This is a genomic window from Methanomassiliicoccus luminyensis B10 (genome assembly GCF_000308215.1).
Taxonomy (GTDB): Archaea; Thermoplasmatota; Thermoplasmata; order Methanomassiliicoccales; family Methanomassiliicoccaceae; genus Methanomassiliicoccus; species Methanomassiliicoccus luminyensis.
Map to the genome: position 1 here is coordinate 257,794 of NZ_CAJE01000012.1, position 15,751 is coordinate 273,544.

The window sequence follows — 15,751 nt, forward strand, 5'->3', positions numbered from 1 at the left end:
ACCCTCTTCCTATGGCCGGAGATGGTCCGGGCGCCCTCTCACTTCATGGACTTTATTGTCCTGTCCAGCTCCATGAGCCGGTCCGCCACGGAAGCCCCCTTCCTGGTCAGAGAGATAAGATATCGCTTTCGCGGGCGGGTCTCCAGCTCGATCTTCACGAGACCGCTGTTCTCCAGCTGATGGATGATGACCATCATCCTTCCGTAGTTGGACATCACCTGCCGCAGCTCGGTAGCGATGATCTCCTCTCCCGACCTGGAGCGGAGGAAGGACAAAATGGAGTAGACGTGGTCTATGTCGAGGATGTTGATATCATCACCATCGTTCATATGCGCTCATGATATTGGCTGATGGGGCAAATAGGTTGCCCTCTTGCGCCCTTTCTTTGGTCCAGGCAACATCCATTGAGCACCTTTTATATAACCGACGGCGATTCGTATACTGCATTCCGTATTCGGTATTCGGAATACAGGCGGGAAGGCGCTCCCTCTCCGGGGATCGCGGCTTTCCGTTTCATTGGAGGGTGGAGGGCGGGTGGCGGTGGGTAGGGGTAAAAAGGGCGCAAGCCCTGATGGCAAGAAGCGCTCGATGGCGTTCACTTTAGTTCTGCTGTTCGGGCTGGTCAGTTTGTTCGTTGATGTGGCCAATGAGGGGGCCCGAAGCATCATCGGCCCCTACCTTGGCATCCTGGGAGCCAGCGCGGCCGTGGTGGGGATAGTCGCCGGCCTGGGCGAGCTCATCGGCTACAGCCTAAGGATTGTCTTCGGCAAACTGGCCGATGCCACCGGGAACTACTGGGCCCCAATATTCGTGGGGTATGTCATCAACCTCATCGCCGTCCCCGCCCTTGCTCTCGCCGGTGACTGGCAAGCGGCCGCCGCCCTGATAATGCTGGAGAGGATCGGCCGGGCCATGCGCTGTCCAGCCCGGGACGCCATGCTGTCATACAGCGGAAAAAAGGCGGGGCGAGGCTGGGCATTCGGGGTCCAGGACGCGCTGTCCTCGGTGGGGGGCATGCTCGGCCCTGCCGTAGTGGTCATAGTGATGGTCCTCGGCGGCGGCTACCGCATCGGCTTCGAGATGCTGGTGATCCCTTTGCTGATAGCGATGGTCGTCCTGGCCCATGCCTATCGCGTAGAGAGCGTCCCGCGCAAGCGGGAGCCCGCTCGCAAGAAGGCGGGCCGGGGAGAGAAGTTCCCCCGCATATTCTGGATATATATGGGAGCGGGCGTGCTCATCGCCGCGGGGTATTCCGACTTCCCTCTCATCTCCCTGCACGTGGGGGCGTACACCAGCGTTCCTGAGGGCTGGATCCCCATCCTGTACGCGGTGGCCATGGCCACCAATGCGATCACGGCGCTGCTGTTCGGGCGGCTCTACGACCATATGGGCATGGGGCCGCTAGTCATGATCTCGGCGATCGTCCCGGCGTTCGTGCCGATGGTGTTCTCCGGCGATCTTGAGCTGATACTCCTGGGAATGATGCTGTACGGCGTTGGCTTCGGCGCACAGGACTCCATGATGAGGGCGGCGGTAGCGGACATGGCCCCGCCCGGGCGGGAGGGCTACGCTTTCGGGCTGTACAACGCGGCGTTCGGGGTGTCATGGTTCATGGGCAGCGTGACCACGGGGCTGCTCTACGGGGTCTCCGTCATGGCGATGATAGCGCTCTCGGTGGGCTTGCAGCTCATGGCCATCCCGCTCTTCATGAAAGTAAGGCGGGGAAGGCAGGAGCCGCGCCCCGGCGGGGCGGGAGAGCCGGTGCCCCAGGCATGACCCCTCAGGCAGTGCTCACTCCCACCGCCTGAACAGGTCATGCTCCTGGCCGAGCTGGTCGAGGACCTTGCCCACCACGAACTTGACCATGTCCTCCATGCCAGCGGGCCCCTGGTAGAACGCCGGGGACGCCGGAAGTATGACCGCGCCGGCCCGGGCGAGCTTCAGCTCGTTCTCCAGCATGATGACGTTCAGCGGCGTCTCCCTGGGCACCAAGATGAGCTTCCTCCCTTCTTTGAGGGACACCGTGGCCGCCCTGGTGATGAGGGTGTCGGCGATCCCCGCCGCGATTTTGGCCATGGTGGACTGCGAGCACGGGCATATTATCATGGCGTCGAACTTGTGGGTCCCGGAGGCGGGCGGGGCGAACAGGTCGTCGTCCTCGTACACCGCCTCGGTGATGGCCTCCAGGTCCTCCAGGTCCAGATCGGTCTCTTGGTCCAGGACCTTCTTGCCCATCTCCGAAACGATGAGCTCCCGGTCCCCGTCAAGCTCCTCAAGGAGCCTGATGCCATACTGCATCCCGGAGGCGCCAGTCAACGCCACTACATAACGCATGCCCCGAATATCCCCGTCACCCTATTTCAAGCCCACTCCGTTTTTGAAATATTATTCATTTCAAATATTATCCTCCCGGTCCCGACACCCCGGGGGCGAAAGGGATATTATCACGGACCGCCTAGGGGCTCCAGCGCATGTATGGAAATGAGGTCGTCCGGACCGGTCCGACGACACTTCCAGTGGTCGGATTCTTGAAAAACGCTTAAATACAAGCAGTATATTAATGCCGTCGGCATTATCTATCCATACATAGAGCATTAATGTCATTTCGAGGTAGGTCAGATGGTTACAGTCTACGATGTCCCGCCGGAGAAGCTTATCGCGAAGGCAGCTGCTCAGTTGAAGCAGATCGACACGATCAAGGTTCCGGACTGGGCCGAGTTCGCGAAGACGGGAAGGCACACTGAGAGGGCCCCCATACAGGAGGACTGGTGGTTCACCAGGTCCGCCTCCGTGCTGAGGAAGGTATACATAAAGGGTCCCATCGGGACCTCCAGGCTCGCCGCCGAGTACGGCGGGTTCGCCGACCGGGGCTCCAAGCCCAACAAGGCGGTCAAGGGCTCCCGGGCCATCGCCCGCAGGTGCCTTATCCAGCTGGAGCAGTCCGGCCTGATCGCCAAGGACAAGAAGAACGGCCGTATCATCACCCCCAAGGGGCAGGCCCTTCTCGACAACGTCGCCAAGCAGGTCTACGACGAGGCCCACTGAGGTCCGCCGCCCAATGGAGTTGAAAACGATGCAGGACGCCGAGCTTGAGGAACTTCGCCGCCGCAAGATGGCCCAGTTGCAGCAATCGCAGGACGCGCAGATGCAGCAACAGGTCGCCATGGCCGAGCGGCAGAAGCAGATGGAGGCAGAGCGTCAGGCGGTGATGAGGCAGATCCTGACCCCCGAAGCCCGTGAAAGGCTGGGGAAGGTCAGGATGGCATACCCCGATATTGCCGCCGCAGTGGAAGAGCAGCTCATACGCCTCCTGCAGATGGGCCGCATCCAGAACCAGATAGATGATGAGACCTTGAAGGCAATCCTGAGAAAGGTCTCCCCTCAGAAGAGAGATATCAAGATTGAAAGGGTGTAATCTTATGACCAGGAACAAACCCACCGCTATGAAGGCCCGCCTGATGAGGGCGGAGAAGTCCAACCGCAGGGTCCCTGCTTGGGTAATGATGAGAACCAACAGGACCGTGCTCCGGCACCCCAAGAGGCGCAGCTGGAGACATGCCAAGCTTAAGGAGTGATAAGCATGGATGAGAAGATCATGAACATCACGCTCAAGAAGACCAAGATGTCCCCCCGCTCCAAGAGGGCCAAGAGGGCCGTCAACGAAGTTAGGGAGCAGGTCGTCAGGCACATGAAGGCCAAGGAGGACGACATTTGGATCGACCACCGCCTGAACGAGGCCCTGTGGTCCCGCGGCATCAGCAAGCCGCCGCTGCGCATCAAGGTGAAGGCGGTCAAGTTCGAGGACGGACTGGTAGAGGTCTCCCTCCCCGAAGACTCCACCGTGGAAGAGTAAACCCGGTGGTAAGATGCTGAAGCTCTCCAGCTACGATGGGAATCCCTTCATCGGAGTCTACTGCGTAGCCAACGAGAGCTATGCCCTGGCCCCCCTCGACGCCCCCGAAGCCCTCATAGATGACATCACCGAGGGCCTGGGTGTCGAGGTGCTCAGGGCCTCCCTGGCCTCCAGCAGCATCCTGGGCACTCTGGTGGCGATGAACTCGCACGGGGCCATCACCTCAGGCATGGTGGCCCTGTCGGAGATACGCCCCCTGAGGACTAAGATGACGGTGAAGAGGATCAAGGACCGCCTCAACGCGTGCGGCAACAACATCCTGGTCAACGACAACGCGGCCCTGGTGAACCCCGATCTGGAGCGCACCGCGGTCAAGCAGATCAAGGACGCTCTGGGCGTGGAGGTCGTCCAGGGCATGGTGGCCGGGCACAAGACCGTGGGGTCGGTGTGCGTGGCGACCAACAAAGGGGTCCTTTGCCACCCCAGCACTTCCAAGGCGGAGATGGAGATGCTCCGCTCTCTTTTCAAGGTCCCCGTGGCCATCGGCACTCTGAACTATGGGGCGCCGGTGGTCGGCGCATGCATGATCGCCAACAGCAAGGGCGCGGCGGTAGGGTTCCGCTCCACCCCCATCGAGCTCGGCCGCGTCGAGGACGCGCTCAACATCTGACCCTTTCGGACCGAGGTCAGAATAGTTTTCAAATTTTCGAACGGCATACGCCGTGCGATATGCCGACCTGTACCGACCCCGAGGGCCTGAGCCGATACTTGCTGAAGCGTGACGACGCCGTTCTGCTGATCATCGATGTCCAGGATCGCCTGGCCGCTGTCATGCCCGAAAAGGACCTGACCGTGGCAGCCACCGTCCGCCTGGTGGAGGGGGCGAAGCTCATGTCCGTCCCCATCATCGTCACCGAGCAGTATCCCAGGGGCCTCGGCCCCACTCTGCTGGCCATCTCCGGCGCGCTCCCGGAGCACCAGAAGTTCGAAAAGCTCAGCTTCTCCTGCTGCGGCGAGGCGGGCTTCGACGAGGTGCTGGACGGCCTTGGGAGGAAGAGCGTCCTCATCGCCGGCATGGAAGCTCACATCTGTGTGCTGCAGACAGCCCTGGCCCTCCTGGGAAAGGGGCATGATGTTCATATTGCCAGGGACGCGGTGTGCTCCCGAGTCGAGGAGAACAAGGACGTGGCCCTGGACCTCATGCGGGACGCCGGGGCGGTCATCACCACCAGCGAGATAGCGCTGTTCCAGCTCCTGGGGCGGGCGGGGGTCCCCGAGTTCAAGGCCATCTCCGCGCTGGTAAAGTAAGTTACTGGGAGAACACCCAATATTCGGTGGGGACGGGCAGCTCTTCCTTGGTGAAGTCGATCTCGTTGCCCACCCTTAGCACCTGCTCGTCCGGCACGCCCTCCAGGAAAGAGTCCACCGTCTGGATGGAGATGGACAGCCCGCCCAGCCGGAAATGCATGGGCACCGCGACCCGGGGGCGCACCATCTCCACCACCTCTCTCGCCTCCGCCCCGTCCAGGGTGAAGACGCCTCCCACCGGGAGGAAGAGTATGTCCACCGTTCCGATGGCCTTCAGTTGTTCCTCGCTGGGCAGGTGGCCCAGGTCCCCGCAGTGGCAGAACCTGATGCCGTCGAGTTCGAAAACATATATCGTGTTGCGGCCCCTCTTATCGCCGCTCTCCTTGTCGTGGAACGTCGGAATGCCGGTGACCTTCAGCCCCTTGAGGGTCTTCTCCCCAGGCTCCCGCATCACCATGGGCTCGCCCTTGATGATCCTCACGCAATTATGATCAAAATGTTCGTGGCTTATCAGGACCACATCGGCGCGGGCCACCGGGGGCTTGATGCCGATGGATTTCCCGTCATGAGGGTCGGTGACCACGCCGATGCTCTCGCGTATCTCGAAGCAAGAATGTCCGTGCCAGACGATCTTAATTCGCTCACCGCCCCTAGTTCCCCGGCTCGGCCTCTTTGCCTTTCTTGCGGGAGGGCAGGGCCTCGGTCAGCTCGGGAAGCAGCCTGCTGATCCCTAACACCGCCAGGAACGCGCCCACGATGGAAACGATCCATCCCACCGGCTTGTCCAAGGAACCGCTGGTGACCAGAAGCAGCGCGGCGGCCAGGCAGCCGATCCCCGCTACCAGCAGGGCGGCGTCGATCGCAAATGGGAGCTCGAGCTTGAACGAGGCCTTATGTCCTGCGGCAGGCTCCGCCTCGGCGGCTGCCAGCTTGGCCTTCGCTTTAGGCCGTTCCGGTCCCGTCCCCACATATGGGTCCGGGATGGCCTCGGCGATGGTATCGTCCGATGGAATGGCGCTGTCGTAGATCGGCTTGGCCACCGCGGCGGTGCCGCCAAGATCCAGCTCTTCGAACAGGGGCACGTCGTCCGCAACAGGGGGCAGGTCATGTCCCTGGACCTCTGCGGGCTTTTTCATGGTCATCTCGATCTTGGAGGCGGTGCTTTCGTCCACCGACGGGGCATCGATCTCCTGCCCCAGCTTCTCAAGGTCGCTGATCTGCCCCATCCAATCGTCGGAGGCAACTCCAAAGTCCCACCCGCAGAACTCACATTGGTAGGCTCCAGGGCGATTCCGCAACCCACAGCGAGGGCATTCCTTAAGACCGGACGGTTTCTCCATGATAACAGCCTAGCTGAGGATTACTGTCCCTGGTTATATTTGTTTCACCCCTGCGTTCATAAATAAAAATACGACGATGTATTCCGTGGCGAGGGGAAATTGCAACTAAAAATGTTGTAGGACCACGCTGAAACCTTTTATAATCGAAAACTGGATAGGCAACTCAGATGAAGACCCTCGTTCTCTGCGTGGACCGGGACGACGATTTCGGGGCCAAGGCCGGCCTTAACAGTCCGTTCATCGGCAGAGAGGAGAACCTCAACGCGGCGATGACCCTGGGGCTCAAGGACGCCGAGGACTCCGACATCAACACCCTCTTCGCGGCGATATGCCTGTACGACGAGATGACCAAGAAGGGCATGTCCGTGGAGATCGCCACTATCTGCGGGGACACCGACGTCGGCTACGAGAGCGACCTGGTGCTGGCGACCCAACTGGAGACCGTGCAGGAGGTCGTGCATCCGGACCGGGTGGTGCTGGTGTCCGACGGGGCCGAGGACGAGTACATCTACCCCATGATCTCATCGAGGATCAAGGTCGATTCGGTCCGCAAGGTCTACGTGAAGCAGGTGCCAACGGTCGAGGGGACGTACTATATCCTCATCAAGATGCTGAACGACGACAAGATCCGCAAGAGGATCCTGGTGCCCATCAGCCTGGCCCTCCTGGTGTTCGGCCTGTTCGCCCTCATCGACCCATTATATAAACTGTGGAACAGCGACCCAGACGTTTCGTTCACCAGCATCGGCCTGGCCATGATCTGGCTGGTGGTCGGCATGTATCTGTTCTCGTTCGCGTACAAAGCGGGCGACAAGATGCGCGTATGGATGGACGAGATGGGGAAAGCGGTCCGCTCAGGCAGCCAGCTAATACCGTTCGCCATACTCTCGGGCCTGCTCGCGGTGCTCGGCGTGCTGTACGGCTGGGACGCCGCCACCATGGACCCCGACGCGGAGCTGGTGCAGCAGTTCCTGCTGTTCTCCAGCACCACCCTGTGGATGTGGGTGTTCGCCTACTTCGCGTACCAGGTGGGGCTGTTCATAAACCACTGGCTGTCCAAGGGCACGGTGTCATACACGTTCATCATCGCTTCCCTGACGGTGTTCGCGGCGGGCTTCATACTGCAGGGGGCCCTGGACGCGACCGCGGTGTTCTTCGACTACCGGCACTACGATCAGGTGGTTGTGATCCTGGAGATCGCGGCAGGCTTCCTCCTGGCGGTGTTCGGGGGCCTGCTGAACTCCTCGCTCCGCGGCTCCTCCGAGGACGGGGACAAGGGGGCCGAGAAGGGCGAGGCCGCCGAGACCACGGAGTAAGGGGCCCATGGACTTCTCGGAGTGGGAGCCGTACTATCGGGAGATCGTGTCGCAGCTCCATTATTCCGTGGCGGAGGACGAGCGGGCGGCGCGGGTGCTGGCGCAGGCCGCGGTCGGCAAGACGCTGTGCAGCCCGGCCTGCCTGGCCCAGAAGATCGGACCGGAGGTCACGGTGTGCGGCTGCGGCCTCGATCTGGAGGATGCGCTGCGGTCCTCGGAGCCGCGGGGCACCCTCATTGCCGCCGACGGCGCCACCTCGGTCCTGCTCCACCAGGCCGGGCGGGTCCCCGATATTATAGTCACCGACCTGGACGGAGCGGTGGAGGACCAGATCTCCGCCAACGCCCAGGGCGCCATCGTGATCGTGCACGCTCACGGGGACAACGTCCCCGCCATCGAGCGGTTCATGCCCTGGTTCACCGGGAGGGTCGTCCTGACCACTCAGGCCCGGCCCCTTCCTACGGTCCGCAACTTCGGCGGCCTTACCGACGGCGACAGGGCGGTCATGCTCGCCCGCCACTTCGGCGCGAAGAGGATACATCTGCTCGGCTTCGACATGAGCGAGCCGAGGGAAAAGAAGGGCCGGGACCCCGCCGTGAAGAAGGAGAAGCTCAAGTGGGCCCGCAAGCTGATATGGGACCTCAATCCTCCCGGGGTCGAGCTGTCGAGCCCGTGATCCATTCGAGGTAGGGGGCGTGGCCCTCTGCGATGTCATAGCGGACCACGCAGGGCACCTCATAGGGATGCAGGCGCACCACCGCATCCTTGAAGGCCTCGAAGTCAGAGGACGCGATCTTGTAGATGACGGCCACCTCCGGCTCGTCCAGCACTTCCTCCTTCCAGCGATAGATCGACCGGACGGGGAAGATGTTGGCGCAGGCCGCCATCCTCCTGTCCACCAGCTCTCTTGAGATCTTCGCCGCCGTCCCCTCATCGGGATATGTGACCAGGACCGTGGATGCGCGGGTCATGACGTTGCCTCGGGATCTCCAAAATGCTAATCCTGCCTATCGCGCCCCGTTTATTAATAATCCTGCCGATATGTGTGCGATACTCATTTATATTGACCAGCCGATTTCCCCGCCAGTGGCTATGAGAATGCGACCCTTGGGTTGGTGAACTGTTATGAACTCGGCTACCGATCGCCCCCTTCCCGAAGAGCCTCGTTCCGGCGGGAGCTACCCAAAATTGGCATCGCTCGTCCTGGTGGCCGTTATGGTCGTGGCGAGCCTGGGCAGCGTCCTTCTGCTGGGCAAGGGGGGCGACACTCCCTCGGCGTCGTTCGCGGCCAGCAAGACCTCGGTGTCCGTTGGCGAAACGGTGCAGTTCGACGCCTCCGGCAGCAAAGCGCCTTCCGGGACGATACTTTCATATGTATGGAACTTCGGCGACAACACGCGGGTCACCACCAGCGGGCCGCTGATAGATCACACTTATTCCATTCCCGGCGCCATAATCGTCGGGCTCACCATCACCACCGACAAAGGCACATACGCGACCTCTGACGTTGTCAGGATCACCGTCAACCCGTCCACCGCGGACGCGGCCAACGACTCGGCCCCGGTGGCGTCCATCACTTCCTCCATCGAGCTGGCGGGAAACACTCTGGCCCCCGGGGCCTCCGCGATCTTCGACGGAAAGAACTCCTATGCATACACCTGGAACGGAACCGGCTTCGAGGCCGACGGGGCGGCCATCACCGGCTACGCTTGGACGTTCGGGGACGGCGGAGAGGCCTCCGGGATCAGCGCTACACACTCCTGGTCCCAGACGGACATATACGGGGTGGTGCTCACGGTGACCAAGGAGGGGAGCGTCAACACCACCTCGCAGTCGATGGTCTCGGTGTGGGTCAAGTCCTCCTCCCTTCTGCCGTTGACGAGGGCCGACACCTTTGTGAAGGCCACCAACGCCGAGCCGAGGACCGTTGATCCGGCCGTCTGCACCGACACCGCCGGAGGGGAGATAATCCAGAACGCGTACCAGACCCTGGTATGGTACGACGGGGCCAGCGCCACCGAGCTGAGGCCGGTCCTGGCGACCAACGTCCCCAGCCTGGAGGACGGGACCATATCCGACGATGGGCTGGTCTATACTTACCACATCCGCACTGATGTCAAGTTCCATTCTGGAAACATCCTCACCCCGGAGGATGTGGAGTACTCGCTGGAACGGGTTCTCCTGATGGGGCAGGCTCCCGCCTGGATCCTCGCCCAGTTCGTGGTGCCGGACTGGAGCACCGGCACCCCGGTCACCCCGGCCCAGGCCGACGCGGCCATCGAAGTGGAGGGGAACGACGTGATCATCACCCTGGTGAGGCCATACCCCGCGTTCAACTACGTCATGGCCACCACGGTCACGTCGATAGTGGAGAAGGCCCAGGTGGAGGCCCACGGGGGCGTCGAAGCGGGAGAGACCAACGCTTGGATGTCGAGGAACGACGCAGGTACCGGGCCGTTCACCCTGGCGGAATGGGTCCCCAATCAATATGTGCGGATGGACCGGTTCGACCAGTACTGGGAAGCCCCCGCCTCGCTGAAGCACGTGTTCATCAAGCAGGTCAAGGACCTTGGCACCCGCGAGATGATGCTGTTCTCGGGCGACGCCGATACCGCGTATATCGATCGCCAGCACGCCTCTGACGTGGCCGGCCGTACCGAGCTGAAGTCCGTGGTGGGCCTTCCTTCGTTCAGCATAAACTTCGTCGGACTTAACCAGAACATCGTGGCCTCGGACCTGAACGTGGGGGTGCCCTCCGACTTCTTCTCCGATGTGCACGTGAGGAGGGCGTTCGCCTACGCCTTTGACTATGCCAGCTTCATCAACGACTACATGCTGGGCACGGCGTCGCAGCCCAACAGCGCCATACCTGAAGGGATGCTGCACTACAATGCCTCCCTCCCGGTGTACCAGCTCGACCTGGAAAAGGCCAGGGAGGAGCTCCGGCAGGCCTCCGACGGGAAAGGCGGCAACTACTTCGACGCCGGGTTCACCATAAGCATCTATTACAACGTGGAGAGCCCGGAGCGCCGGGCGCAGTGCGACCTGCTGAAGACGGGCCTGGAAGCCATCAGCGACCGGATCGAGGTCAACGTGGTGGCGCTGTCATTCTCCTCGTACTACAGCCACCTGCTGGCGAACCACTTCTCCGCCTTCATCGGGGCGTGGCAGAGCGATTATGCCGATCCCGACGACAACGTCCTGCCATTCTACCACATCGGAGGCACCTACGCCGCCGCGGTCGGATTGGACAACGAGACCCTGAGCGGCATGGCAAAGCAAGCCTCGGAGACGCTGGACTATTATGAGAGGCAGCAGCTGTACGACGCCATCGCCATGTCCAGCTACGAGAACGCCTACTACATTTTCACCTCCCAGCCGGACGTGTTCCATGTGGAGCGGGCATGGGTGCAGGGCTATCACTACAATCCCATGCATATGGGCCTGTACTACTACGCGCTGTCCAAGGGATGATGCCTGATTCCCGGGACCATTTCGCGGTCCGCAAGCCATTTTATACGGTGACCCCGTTTTTCTGGCCGGTGGCGGTACCGTGAGGATCAGCGTCTACATCGCCAGGAGGCTGCTGCTGATGGTCCCGGTCCTGTTCGGGCTGTCGATATTCATCTTTTCTCTCACCCGCATCGGAGGGGACCCAGCCTACGCATACGTCACCGAAGGCATGTCCGCGGCGCAGATCGACGCCATCAGGGAGACTTACCACCTCAACGAGCCGCTGCATGTCCAGTACGTCTACTGGCTCAACGGGGTGGTGCACGGGGATTGGGGCGTTTCCCCCACCAACGGGTATCTTCCGGTCACGGACAGCATCGCCATGTTCTTCCCCGCCACGCTGGAGCTTGCGCTCTTTGCCATCGTCATCGCCGTCGCGGTGAGCGTGGTCATGGGGACCCGCTCCGCGGTCAAGAAAGACCGCGCCTTCGACCACGCCACCAGGCTCGCTACTCTGGCCAGCATTTCAGTCCCCATCTTCGTTCTGGCGCTGGGGCTACAGTATGTCTTCTACTACCAGCTGCACCTGCTCCCCGCCACCGGCCGCTACGACGAGTTCCTGTTCATGATGCACTCGTCCGGCTACCATGAGTACACCGGGCTCCGCCTGGTCGATGCCCTGCTCAACGGGGATGCCGAGCTGTTCTGGGACGCCTTGAAGCACATCATCCTGCCAGCCACCGCCCTGGGGCTGGGGACCGCGGCCGCGCTGACCCGGATCATGCGCGTGAGCATGCTGGAGGTTCTGAGCCTCGATTATATACGCACCGCCCGGGCCAAGGGGCTGGAGGAAGGGGCCGTGGTCCGCGACCATGCCCGGCGCAACGCCCTCATCCCCACGGTGACGATGTCGGGGATGCTGTTCGCGTCCCTGCTGGGCGGCGCCGTCCTCACGGAATGGATCTTCGCGTGGCCCGGGCTGGGGTACTGGTCCGCCAGCGCGATAGCGGGCAGCGACTCCGTTTCCGTGGTGGGCTTCGTGATGTTCTTTGCCATCGTGTTCGTGATCGTCAACCTTGCCGTGGACATACTGTACGCGTTCCTGGACCCCCGGATGGAGCTGAGGTGACATGGCCACGGTGAACGAGCGCGGTCCCGGGGCGGGGGAGAGGAGGTTCGGCGGGGCACGGTCGTCCCTGGCCCCCGTGCTGAGGGAGCGCCGGCGCTGGTTCGCCGCCCTGAGGAAGAACAGGCTGGCCATGGCCGGCCTCGCGCTGGTGCTGTTCATCCTGGCTATCGCCGTGGCCGCGCCCCTGCTGGCCCCGCCGGTGGGGGACGGGAACCCCCTAGAGGTGCCCAAGGACATGGAGCGGCCCGCTCTCCCCAAGCCTCCGGGGGCCCAGGGGATAATCGACGGGAAGACCACCACCTTCATCTTCGGCACCGGGCAGTACGGTGAGGATATCTACTACGGCATCGTGTGGGGCGCGAGGACCTCGCTGTACATCTCCATGGCGGTAGTGGGGGCGGCCCTGTTGCTCGGCATCGCCGTGGGAGCGCTCGCGGGGTACCGCGGCGGGCTGGTCGACGAGGTGCTGATGCGCCTCACCGACGTGTTCATGGCCCTGCCCGCCCTGATAATGGCCCTGGCCATCGTGGCGGTGCTGGGGAACAGCATCGAGAACGTGATACTCGCCCTGGTCATCACGTGGTGGCCCGCTTACGCCAGGATCATGCGCGGCCAGGTGATGTCGGTGAAGAACAGCGGGTACGTGGAGGCAGCGAGAGCGATCGGGGCCGGCCGCGGGAGGATACTGTTCCGCCATATCGTGCCGAACTCCATTTCCCCGCTGATGGTCCAGGCCACCATGGACATCGGCATGGTGGTGCTGGTGGCCGCGGCCCTTTCCTTCATCGGCTTCAACCATCCGGACATGGCGGAATGGGGCCGCATGGTCGCTTCAGGACAGAGCTATATCCTTTCCCAGGTCCCCTACCCGTACCCTGACGGAGCGATGCACAACCCCTGGTGGATGTGGGCCATACCGGGGGCGTTCATATTCATCATGGTGATGGGCTTCAACCTCCTCGGGGAGGGGCTGAGGGACGCCATGGACCCCCGGAGGGTGAAGAGGAGATGAGCGGGACGGTGCTGGAGGTCAGGGAGCTGAGGGCGGGGTTCGACACCCCCGACGGCAGGCTGGAGGCTCTCGACGGGGTGTCCTTCGAGGTCCGGAGGGGAGAGGTCTTCGGCATCGTCGGCGAGTCGGGGTGCGGGAAGAGCGTCACCGCCTCCTGCATCCTGCGCCTTCTTCCGCCCTCGGGCAGCATAGGCTCCGGCACGGTGCTGTTCGCCGTCCCCGAGGAGACCATGGACCTCATCAGGGAGCTTCGGGCGTCCGGCAAGGATAACGGCGGGCTCAGGATGCTGGTGGGAGAATGGGACCTCCTGGGGCGCTCGGAAGGGTACATGCGCCAGATACGCGGGGACCACATATCCATGGTGTTCCAGGACCCCGCCTCCGCACTGAACCCCGTGCTCACCGTCGGGAGGCAGATCTCCGAGGTGGTGCTCGCCCACCGCGGCAAGGAGCTTGCCGAGGCCGTGCTGGCGAAGGCCGATTCCGGAGAAGGGAAGAGGCACCGACTGGTACGCCCGTTCATCGCCCGCATGAAGGAAGATCCCGACAGCTTGATGCTCAGGGCGGCGCGTCGAATCCCCGTCCTCCGCAGGTACCGGCGACCGGTCGAGGAAGAGGCATGGTCCCGGGCCGAGGAGATGCTCCGCCTAATGCAAGTTCCCGACCCGCCCAGGATGATGAACTCGTACCCATTCGAGCTGTCGGGGGGAATGCAGCAGCGCGCTACCATCGCCATGGCCCTGATAAACCGGCCCAGGCTGCTCATCGCCGACGAGCCCACCACATCGCTGGACGTGACGATACAGGCCCAGATCCTGGAGCTGATGAGGCGCCTGCAGAAAGAGATGGGCAGCTCCATCCTGCTGATCACCCACAATCTGGGGGTGGTGGCGGAGACCTGCGACCGGGTGGGGGTGATGTACGCCGGGTCGATGGTGGAGATCGGCCCGGTGGACAGGGTGCTGAAGGACCCCCTGCATCCGTACACCCGGGGCCTCCTAGACGCCGTCCCGAGGCTGGACCGGAGCGAGAGGCTGAGCACCATCCAGGGGAGCGTGCCCGATCCCCTCGACCCCCCGTCCGGCTGCCGGTTCCATCCGCGCTGTCCCAGGGCGATGGACATCTGCAGGACGGAAAGGCCGGCCCCCGTCAGCATCGGCCCGGACCGCCAGGTGTGCTGCCACCTCTGCGCTGGGGTGAGGGAATGAGCGAGATGCTCATGGAGGCCAGGGGTCTGGTCAAGCACTTCCCGGTGCGCTCCGGCGGCCTGGCCGGCCGGGATGTGGTAAGGGCGGTGGACGGCGTGGACCTCGCCGTGCGCAAGGGGGAGACGGTCGGGCTGGTCGGCGAGTCCGCCTGCGGGAAGACCACCTTGGGAAGGATGGCGCTGCATCTGATCGCGCCGACCGAGGGCAATGTGTACTGGAATATGCCCCCGGAGGTCCGGGAGAGAATGCTCGAGCTGGAGCCCGGACCGGAGAGGAAAAGTCCGTCCAGGGAGCTGGAGGTCATCAACCGGGAGTACTCGCTGGGCCGGATGGGAGCTAAGAAGCTTCGCCTCATCAGGAAGGACATGCAGATGGTGTTCCAGGACCCCTACGGCTCCCTGGACCCCCGCATGCTGGTGAAGGACATCGTGGGCGAGCCCCTGGTGGTTCACAAGGCGGCCAAGGGCACGGAGCTGCGCTCCAGGGTCCTGGATCTCCTGGGGACGGTGGGCCTGGGCCCGGAGCACCTATATCGCTACCCTCACGAGTTCTCGGGAGGGCAGAGGCAGAGGGTCGGCATCGCCAGAGCGCTGGCCCTCGACCCGGAGTTCCTGGTGCTGGACGAGCCGACCTCGGCCCTGGACGTCTCGGTGCAGGCGCAGACGCTGAACCTTCTGAACGATCTCCAGGACCGCCTGGGCCTGAGCTACCTGTTCATATCCCACGATCTGTCGGTGGTCCGCTACATGTGCGACCGCGTGAACGTCATGTACCTCGGCAAGATCGTGGAGTCGGCGCCGAAGGAGGAGCTGTTCGCTCATCCCCGCCATCCGTACACCGGGGCGCTGCTCTCCTCCATCCCCGACCCGGAAAGGCCGCGGGCCCACGCGCCCCTGCCCGGGGAGGTCCCCTCGCCCGCCGATCTCCCGGTGGGCTGCCGCTTCCGCACCCGGTGCCCCTGCCGCCAGCCGATATGCGAGAGGGAGGAGCCGGGGCTTTGCGAATGCAAGCCCGGGCACTGGGTGGCCTGCCACTTCTGGGATCGGGCGGACCCGCCGCTGACGGACGGCAGGGACCGAGGTTAAGGAGGCGATGAGGGGGCACCGTTCCGGCGACGGCCTTTATACTCTAC

The 15,751-nt window shown here is 63.0% G+C and carries 19 protein-coding genes; 14 read left to right on the forward strand and 5 right to left on the reverse strand.

Translation table 11 applies throughout. From position 1 onward, the window contains the following. Positions 1-38: 38 nt before the first annotated feature. Complete coding sequence (locus tag WYS_RS04165; RefSeq protein ID WP_019176907.1) at positions 39-329, reverse strand: hypothetical protein; 291 nt, start codon at positions 327-329, stop codon at positions 39-41. Between the two features lie 211 nt (positions 330-540). Between WYS_RS04165 and WYS_RS14310 the strand changes: the two genes are divergently transcribed. Beyond that, entirely contained in the window at positions 541-1,776 is a 1,236-nt protein-coding gene (locus WYS_RS14310) for an MFS transporter (protein WP_147654420.1), read from the forward strand. Positions 1,777-1,791: 15 nt separating this feature from the next. On the opposite strand, the gene WYS_RS04175 is transcribed toward WYS_RS14310, so the two are convergent. Continuing rightward, positions 1,792-2,334 carry a UbiX family flavin prenyltransferase gene (locus tag WYS_RS04175; protein WP_026068786.1) on the reverse strand — a complete coding sequence of 181 codons (543 nt, stop codon included), beginning with the start codon at positions 2,332-2,334 and terminating at the stop codon, positions 1,792-1,794. Between the two features lie 285 nt (positions 2,335-2,619). Between WYS_RS04175 and WYS_RS04180 the strand changes: the two genes are divergently transcribed. From WYS_RS04180 to WYS_RS04205, 6 genes are read left to right on the forward strand one after another with little or no spacing between them, the layout of a single operon-like run. Then, positions 2,620-3,045 carry a 30S ribosomal protein S19e gene (locus WYS_RS04180; RefSeq protein ID WP_019176910.1) on the forward strand — a complete coding sequence of 142 codons (426 nt, stop codon included), beginning with the start codon at positions 2,620-2,622 and terminating at the stop codon, positions 3,043-3,045. Positions 3,046-3,058: 13 nt separating this feature from the next. Then, entirely contained in the window at positions 3,059-3,415 is a 357-nt protein-coding gene (locus WYS_RS04185; RefSeq protein ID WP_019176911.1) for a DNA-binding protein, read from the forward strand. Positions 3,416-3,419: 4 nt separating this feature from the next. Continuing rightward, complete coding sequence (locus WYS_RS04190; RefSeq protein ID WP_019176912.1) at positions 3,420-3,575, forward strand: 50S ribosomal protein L39e; 156 nt, start codon at positions 3,420-3,422, stop codon at positions 3,573-3,575. A gap of 5 nt (positions 3,576-3,580) precedes the next feature. Continuing rightward, entirely contained in the window at positions 3,581-3,853 is a 273-nt protein-coding gene (locus tag WYS_RS04195) for a 50S ribosomal protein L31e (RefSeq protein ID WP_049796272.1), read from the forward strand. Positions 3,854-3,866: 13 nt separating this feature from the next. Then, positions 3,867-4,523, forward strand: coding sequence for a translation initiation factor IF-6 (locus tag WYS_RS04200; protein WP_019176914.1), 657 nt, complete (start codon positions 3,867-3,869; stop codon positions 4,521-4,523). A 59-nt stretch (positions 4,524-4,582) separates the two neighbouring features. Further along, positions 4,583-5,161, forward strand: coding sequence for a hydrolase (locus WYS_RS04205; protein ID WP_019176915.1), 579 nt, complete (start codon positions 4,583-4,585; stop codon positions 5,159-5,161). 1 nt (position 5,162) lies between these two features. Here WYS_RS04205 and WYS_RS04210 read toward each other — a convergent pair whose 3' ends face one another. Both WYS_RS04210 and WYS_RS04215 read right to left on the reverse strand, forming a co-directional pair. Then, positions 5,163-5,798 (reverse strand): MBL fold metallo-hydrolase, encoded by a 636-nt coding sequence (locus tag WYS_RS04210; RefSeq protein ID WP_026068790.1) that lies wholly within the window; start codon positions 5,796-5,798, stop codon positions 5,163-5,165. A gap of 13 nt (positions 5,799-5,811) precedes the next feature. Continuing rightward, positions 5,812-6,387, reverse strand: a complete 576-nt coding sequence (locus tag WYS_RS04215; RefSeq protein ID WP_019176917.1) for a hypothetical protein — start codon at positions 6,385-6,387, stop codon at positions 5,812-5,814. 281 nt (positions 6,388-6,668) lie between these two features. Between WYS_RS04215 and WYS_RS14315 the strand changes: the two genes are divergently transcribed. Both WYS_RS14315 and WYS_RS04225 read left to right on the forward strand, forming a co-directional pair. Further along, a complete protein-coding gene (locus WYS_RS14315; RefSeq protein ID WP_019176918.1) occupies positions 6,669-7,817 on the forward strand; it encodes a DUF373 family protein in 1,149 nt (382 codons plus the stop codon). Positions 7,818-7,824: 7 nt separating this feature from the next. Beyond that, complete coding sequence (locus tag WYS_RS04225) at positions 7,825-8,493, forward strand: 6-hydroxymethylpterin diphosphokinase MptE-like protein (RefSeq protein WP_019176919.1); 669 nt, start codon at positions 7,825-7,827, stop codon at positions 8,491-8,493. Here WYS_RS04225 and cutA read toward each other — a convergent pair. Then, positions 8,459-8,788 carry a divalent-cation tolerance protein CutA gene (gene cutA, locus WYS_RS04230; protein WP_019176920.1) on the reverse strand — a complete coding sequence of 110 codons (330 nt, stop codon included), beginning with the start codon at positions 8,786-8,788 and terminating at the stop codon, positions 8,459-8,461. The two genes, WYS_RS04225 and cutA, sit on opposite strands and share 35 nt — an antisense overlap. A 217-nt stretch (positions 8,789-9,005) precedes the next feature. Here cutA and WYS_RS04235 point away from each other — a divergent pair, with 217 nt between their 5' ends. From WYS_RS04235 to WYS_RS14325, 5 genes are all read left to right on the forward strand, one after another. Further along, positions 9,006-11,291, forward strand: coding sequence for an ABC transporter substrate-binding protein (locus WYS_RS04235; RefSeq protein ID WP_162137693.1), 2,286 nt, complete (start codon positions 9,006-9,008; stop codon positions 11,289-11,291). Positions 11,292-11,370: 79 nt separating this feature from the next. Further along, positions 11,371-12,399 carry an ABC transporter permease gene (locus WYS_RS04240; protein ID WP_019176922.1) on the forward strand — a complete coding sequence of 343 codons (1,029 nt, stop codon included), beginning with the start codon at positions 11,371-11,373 and terminating at the stop codon, positions 12,397-12,399. A 1-nt stretch (position 12,400) separates the two neighbouring features. Beyond that, positions 12,401-13,411, forward strand: a complete 1,011-nt coding sequence (locus WYS_RS04245) for an ABC transporter permease (RefSeq protein WP_019176923.1) — start codon at positions 12,401-12,403, stop codon at positions 13,409-13,411. Then, positions 13,408-14,619 carry an ABC transporter ATP-binding protein gene (locus tag WYS_RS14320; RefSeq protein WP_019176924.1) on the forward strand — a complete coding sequence of 404 codons (1,212 nt, stop codon included), beginning with the start codon at positions 13,408-13,410 and terminating at the stop codon, positions 14,617-14,619. Before WYS_RS04245 ends, WYS_RS14320 begins: the two co-directional genes overlap by 4 nt. Continuing rightward, positions 14,616-15,704 carry an ABC transporter ATP-binding protein gene (locus WYS_RS14325; RefSeq protein ID WP_019176925.1) on the forward strand — a complete coding sequence of 363 codons (1,089 nt, stop codon included), beginning with the start codon at positions 14,616-14,618 and terminating at the stop codon, positions 15,702-15,704. The genes WYS_RS14320 and WYS_RS14325 overlap by 4 nt, the downstream gene beginning before the upstream one ends. Positions 15,705-15,751 lie beyond the last annotated feature (47 nt).

Coding starts and splice junctions, on each gene's coding strand:
- WYS_RS04165 (WP_019176907.1), bottom strand. CDS start 329: ATGAACGATGGTGATGATATCAACATCCTCGACATAGACCACGTCTAC.
- WYS_RS04245 (WP_019176923.1), top strand. CDS start 12,401: ATGGCCACGGTGAACGAGCGCGGTCCCGGGGCGGGGGAGAGGAGGTTC.
- WYS_RS14325 (WP_019176925.1), top strand. CDS start 14,616: ATGAGCGAGATGCTCATGGAGGCCAGGGGTCTGGTCAAGCACTTCCCG.
- WYS_RS04200 (WP_019176914.1), top strand. CDS start 3,867: ATGCTGAAGCTCTCCAGCTACGATGGGAATCCCTTCATCGGAGTCTAC.
- WYS_RS04180 (WP_019176910.1), top strand. CDS start 2,620: ATGGTTACAGTCTACGATGTCCCGCCGGAGAAGCTTATCGCGAAGGCA.
- WYS_RS14315 (WP_019176918.1), top strand. CDS start 6,669: ATGAAGACCCTCGTTCTCTGCGTGGACCGGGACGACGATTTCGGGGCC.
- WYS_RS04225 (WP_019176919.1), top strand. CDS start 7,825: ATGGACTTCTCGGAGTGGGAGCCGTACTATCGGGAGATCGTGTCGCAG.
- WYS_RS04185 (WP_019176911.1), top strand. CDS start 3,059: ATGGAGTTGAAAACGATGCAGGACGCCGAGCTTGAGGAACTTCGCCGC.
- WYS_RS04205 (WP_019176915.1), top strand. CDS start 4,583: ATGCCGACCTGTACCGACCCCGAGGGCCTGAGCCGATACTTGCTGAAG.
- WYS_RS04175 (WP_026068786.1), bottom strand. CDS start 2,334: ATGCGTTATGTAGTGGCGTTGACTGGCGCCTCCGGGATGCAGTATGGC.
- WYS_RS04215 (WP_019176917.1), bottom strand. CDS start 6,387: ATGGGGCAGATCAGCGACCTTGAGAAGCTGGGGCAGGAGATCGATGCC.
- WYS_RS04190 (WP_019176912.1), top strand. CDS start 3,420: ATGACCAGGAACAAACCCACCGCTATGAAGGCCCGCCTGATGAGGGCG.
- WYS_RS04195 (WP_049796272.1), top strand. CDS start 3,581: ATGGATGAGAAGATCATGAACATCACGCTCAAGAAGACCAAGATGTCC.
- WYS_RS14320 (WP_019176924.1), top strand. CDS start 13,408: ATGAGCGGGACGGTGCTGGAGGTCAGGGAGCTGAGGGCGGGGTTCGAC.
- cutA (WP_019176920.1), bottom strand. CDS start 8,788: ATGACCCGCGCATCCACGGTCCTGGTCACATATCCCGATGAGGGGACG.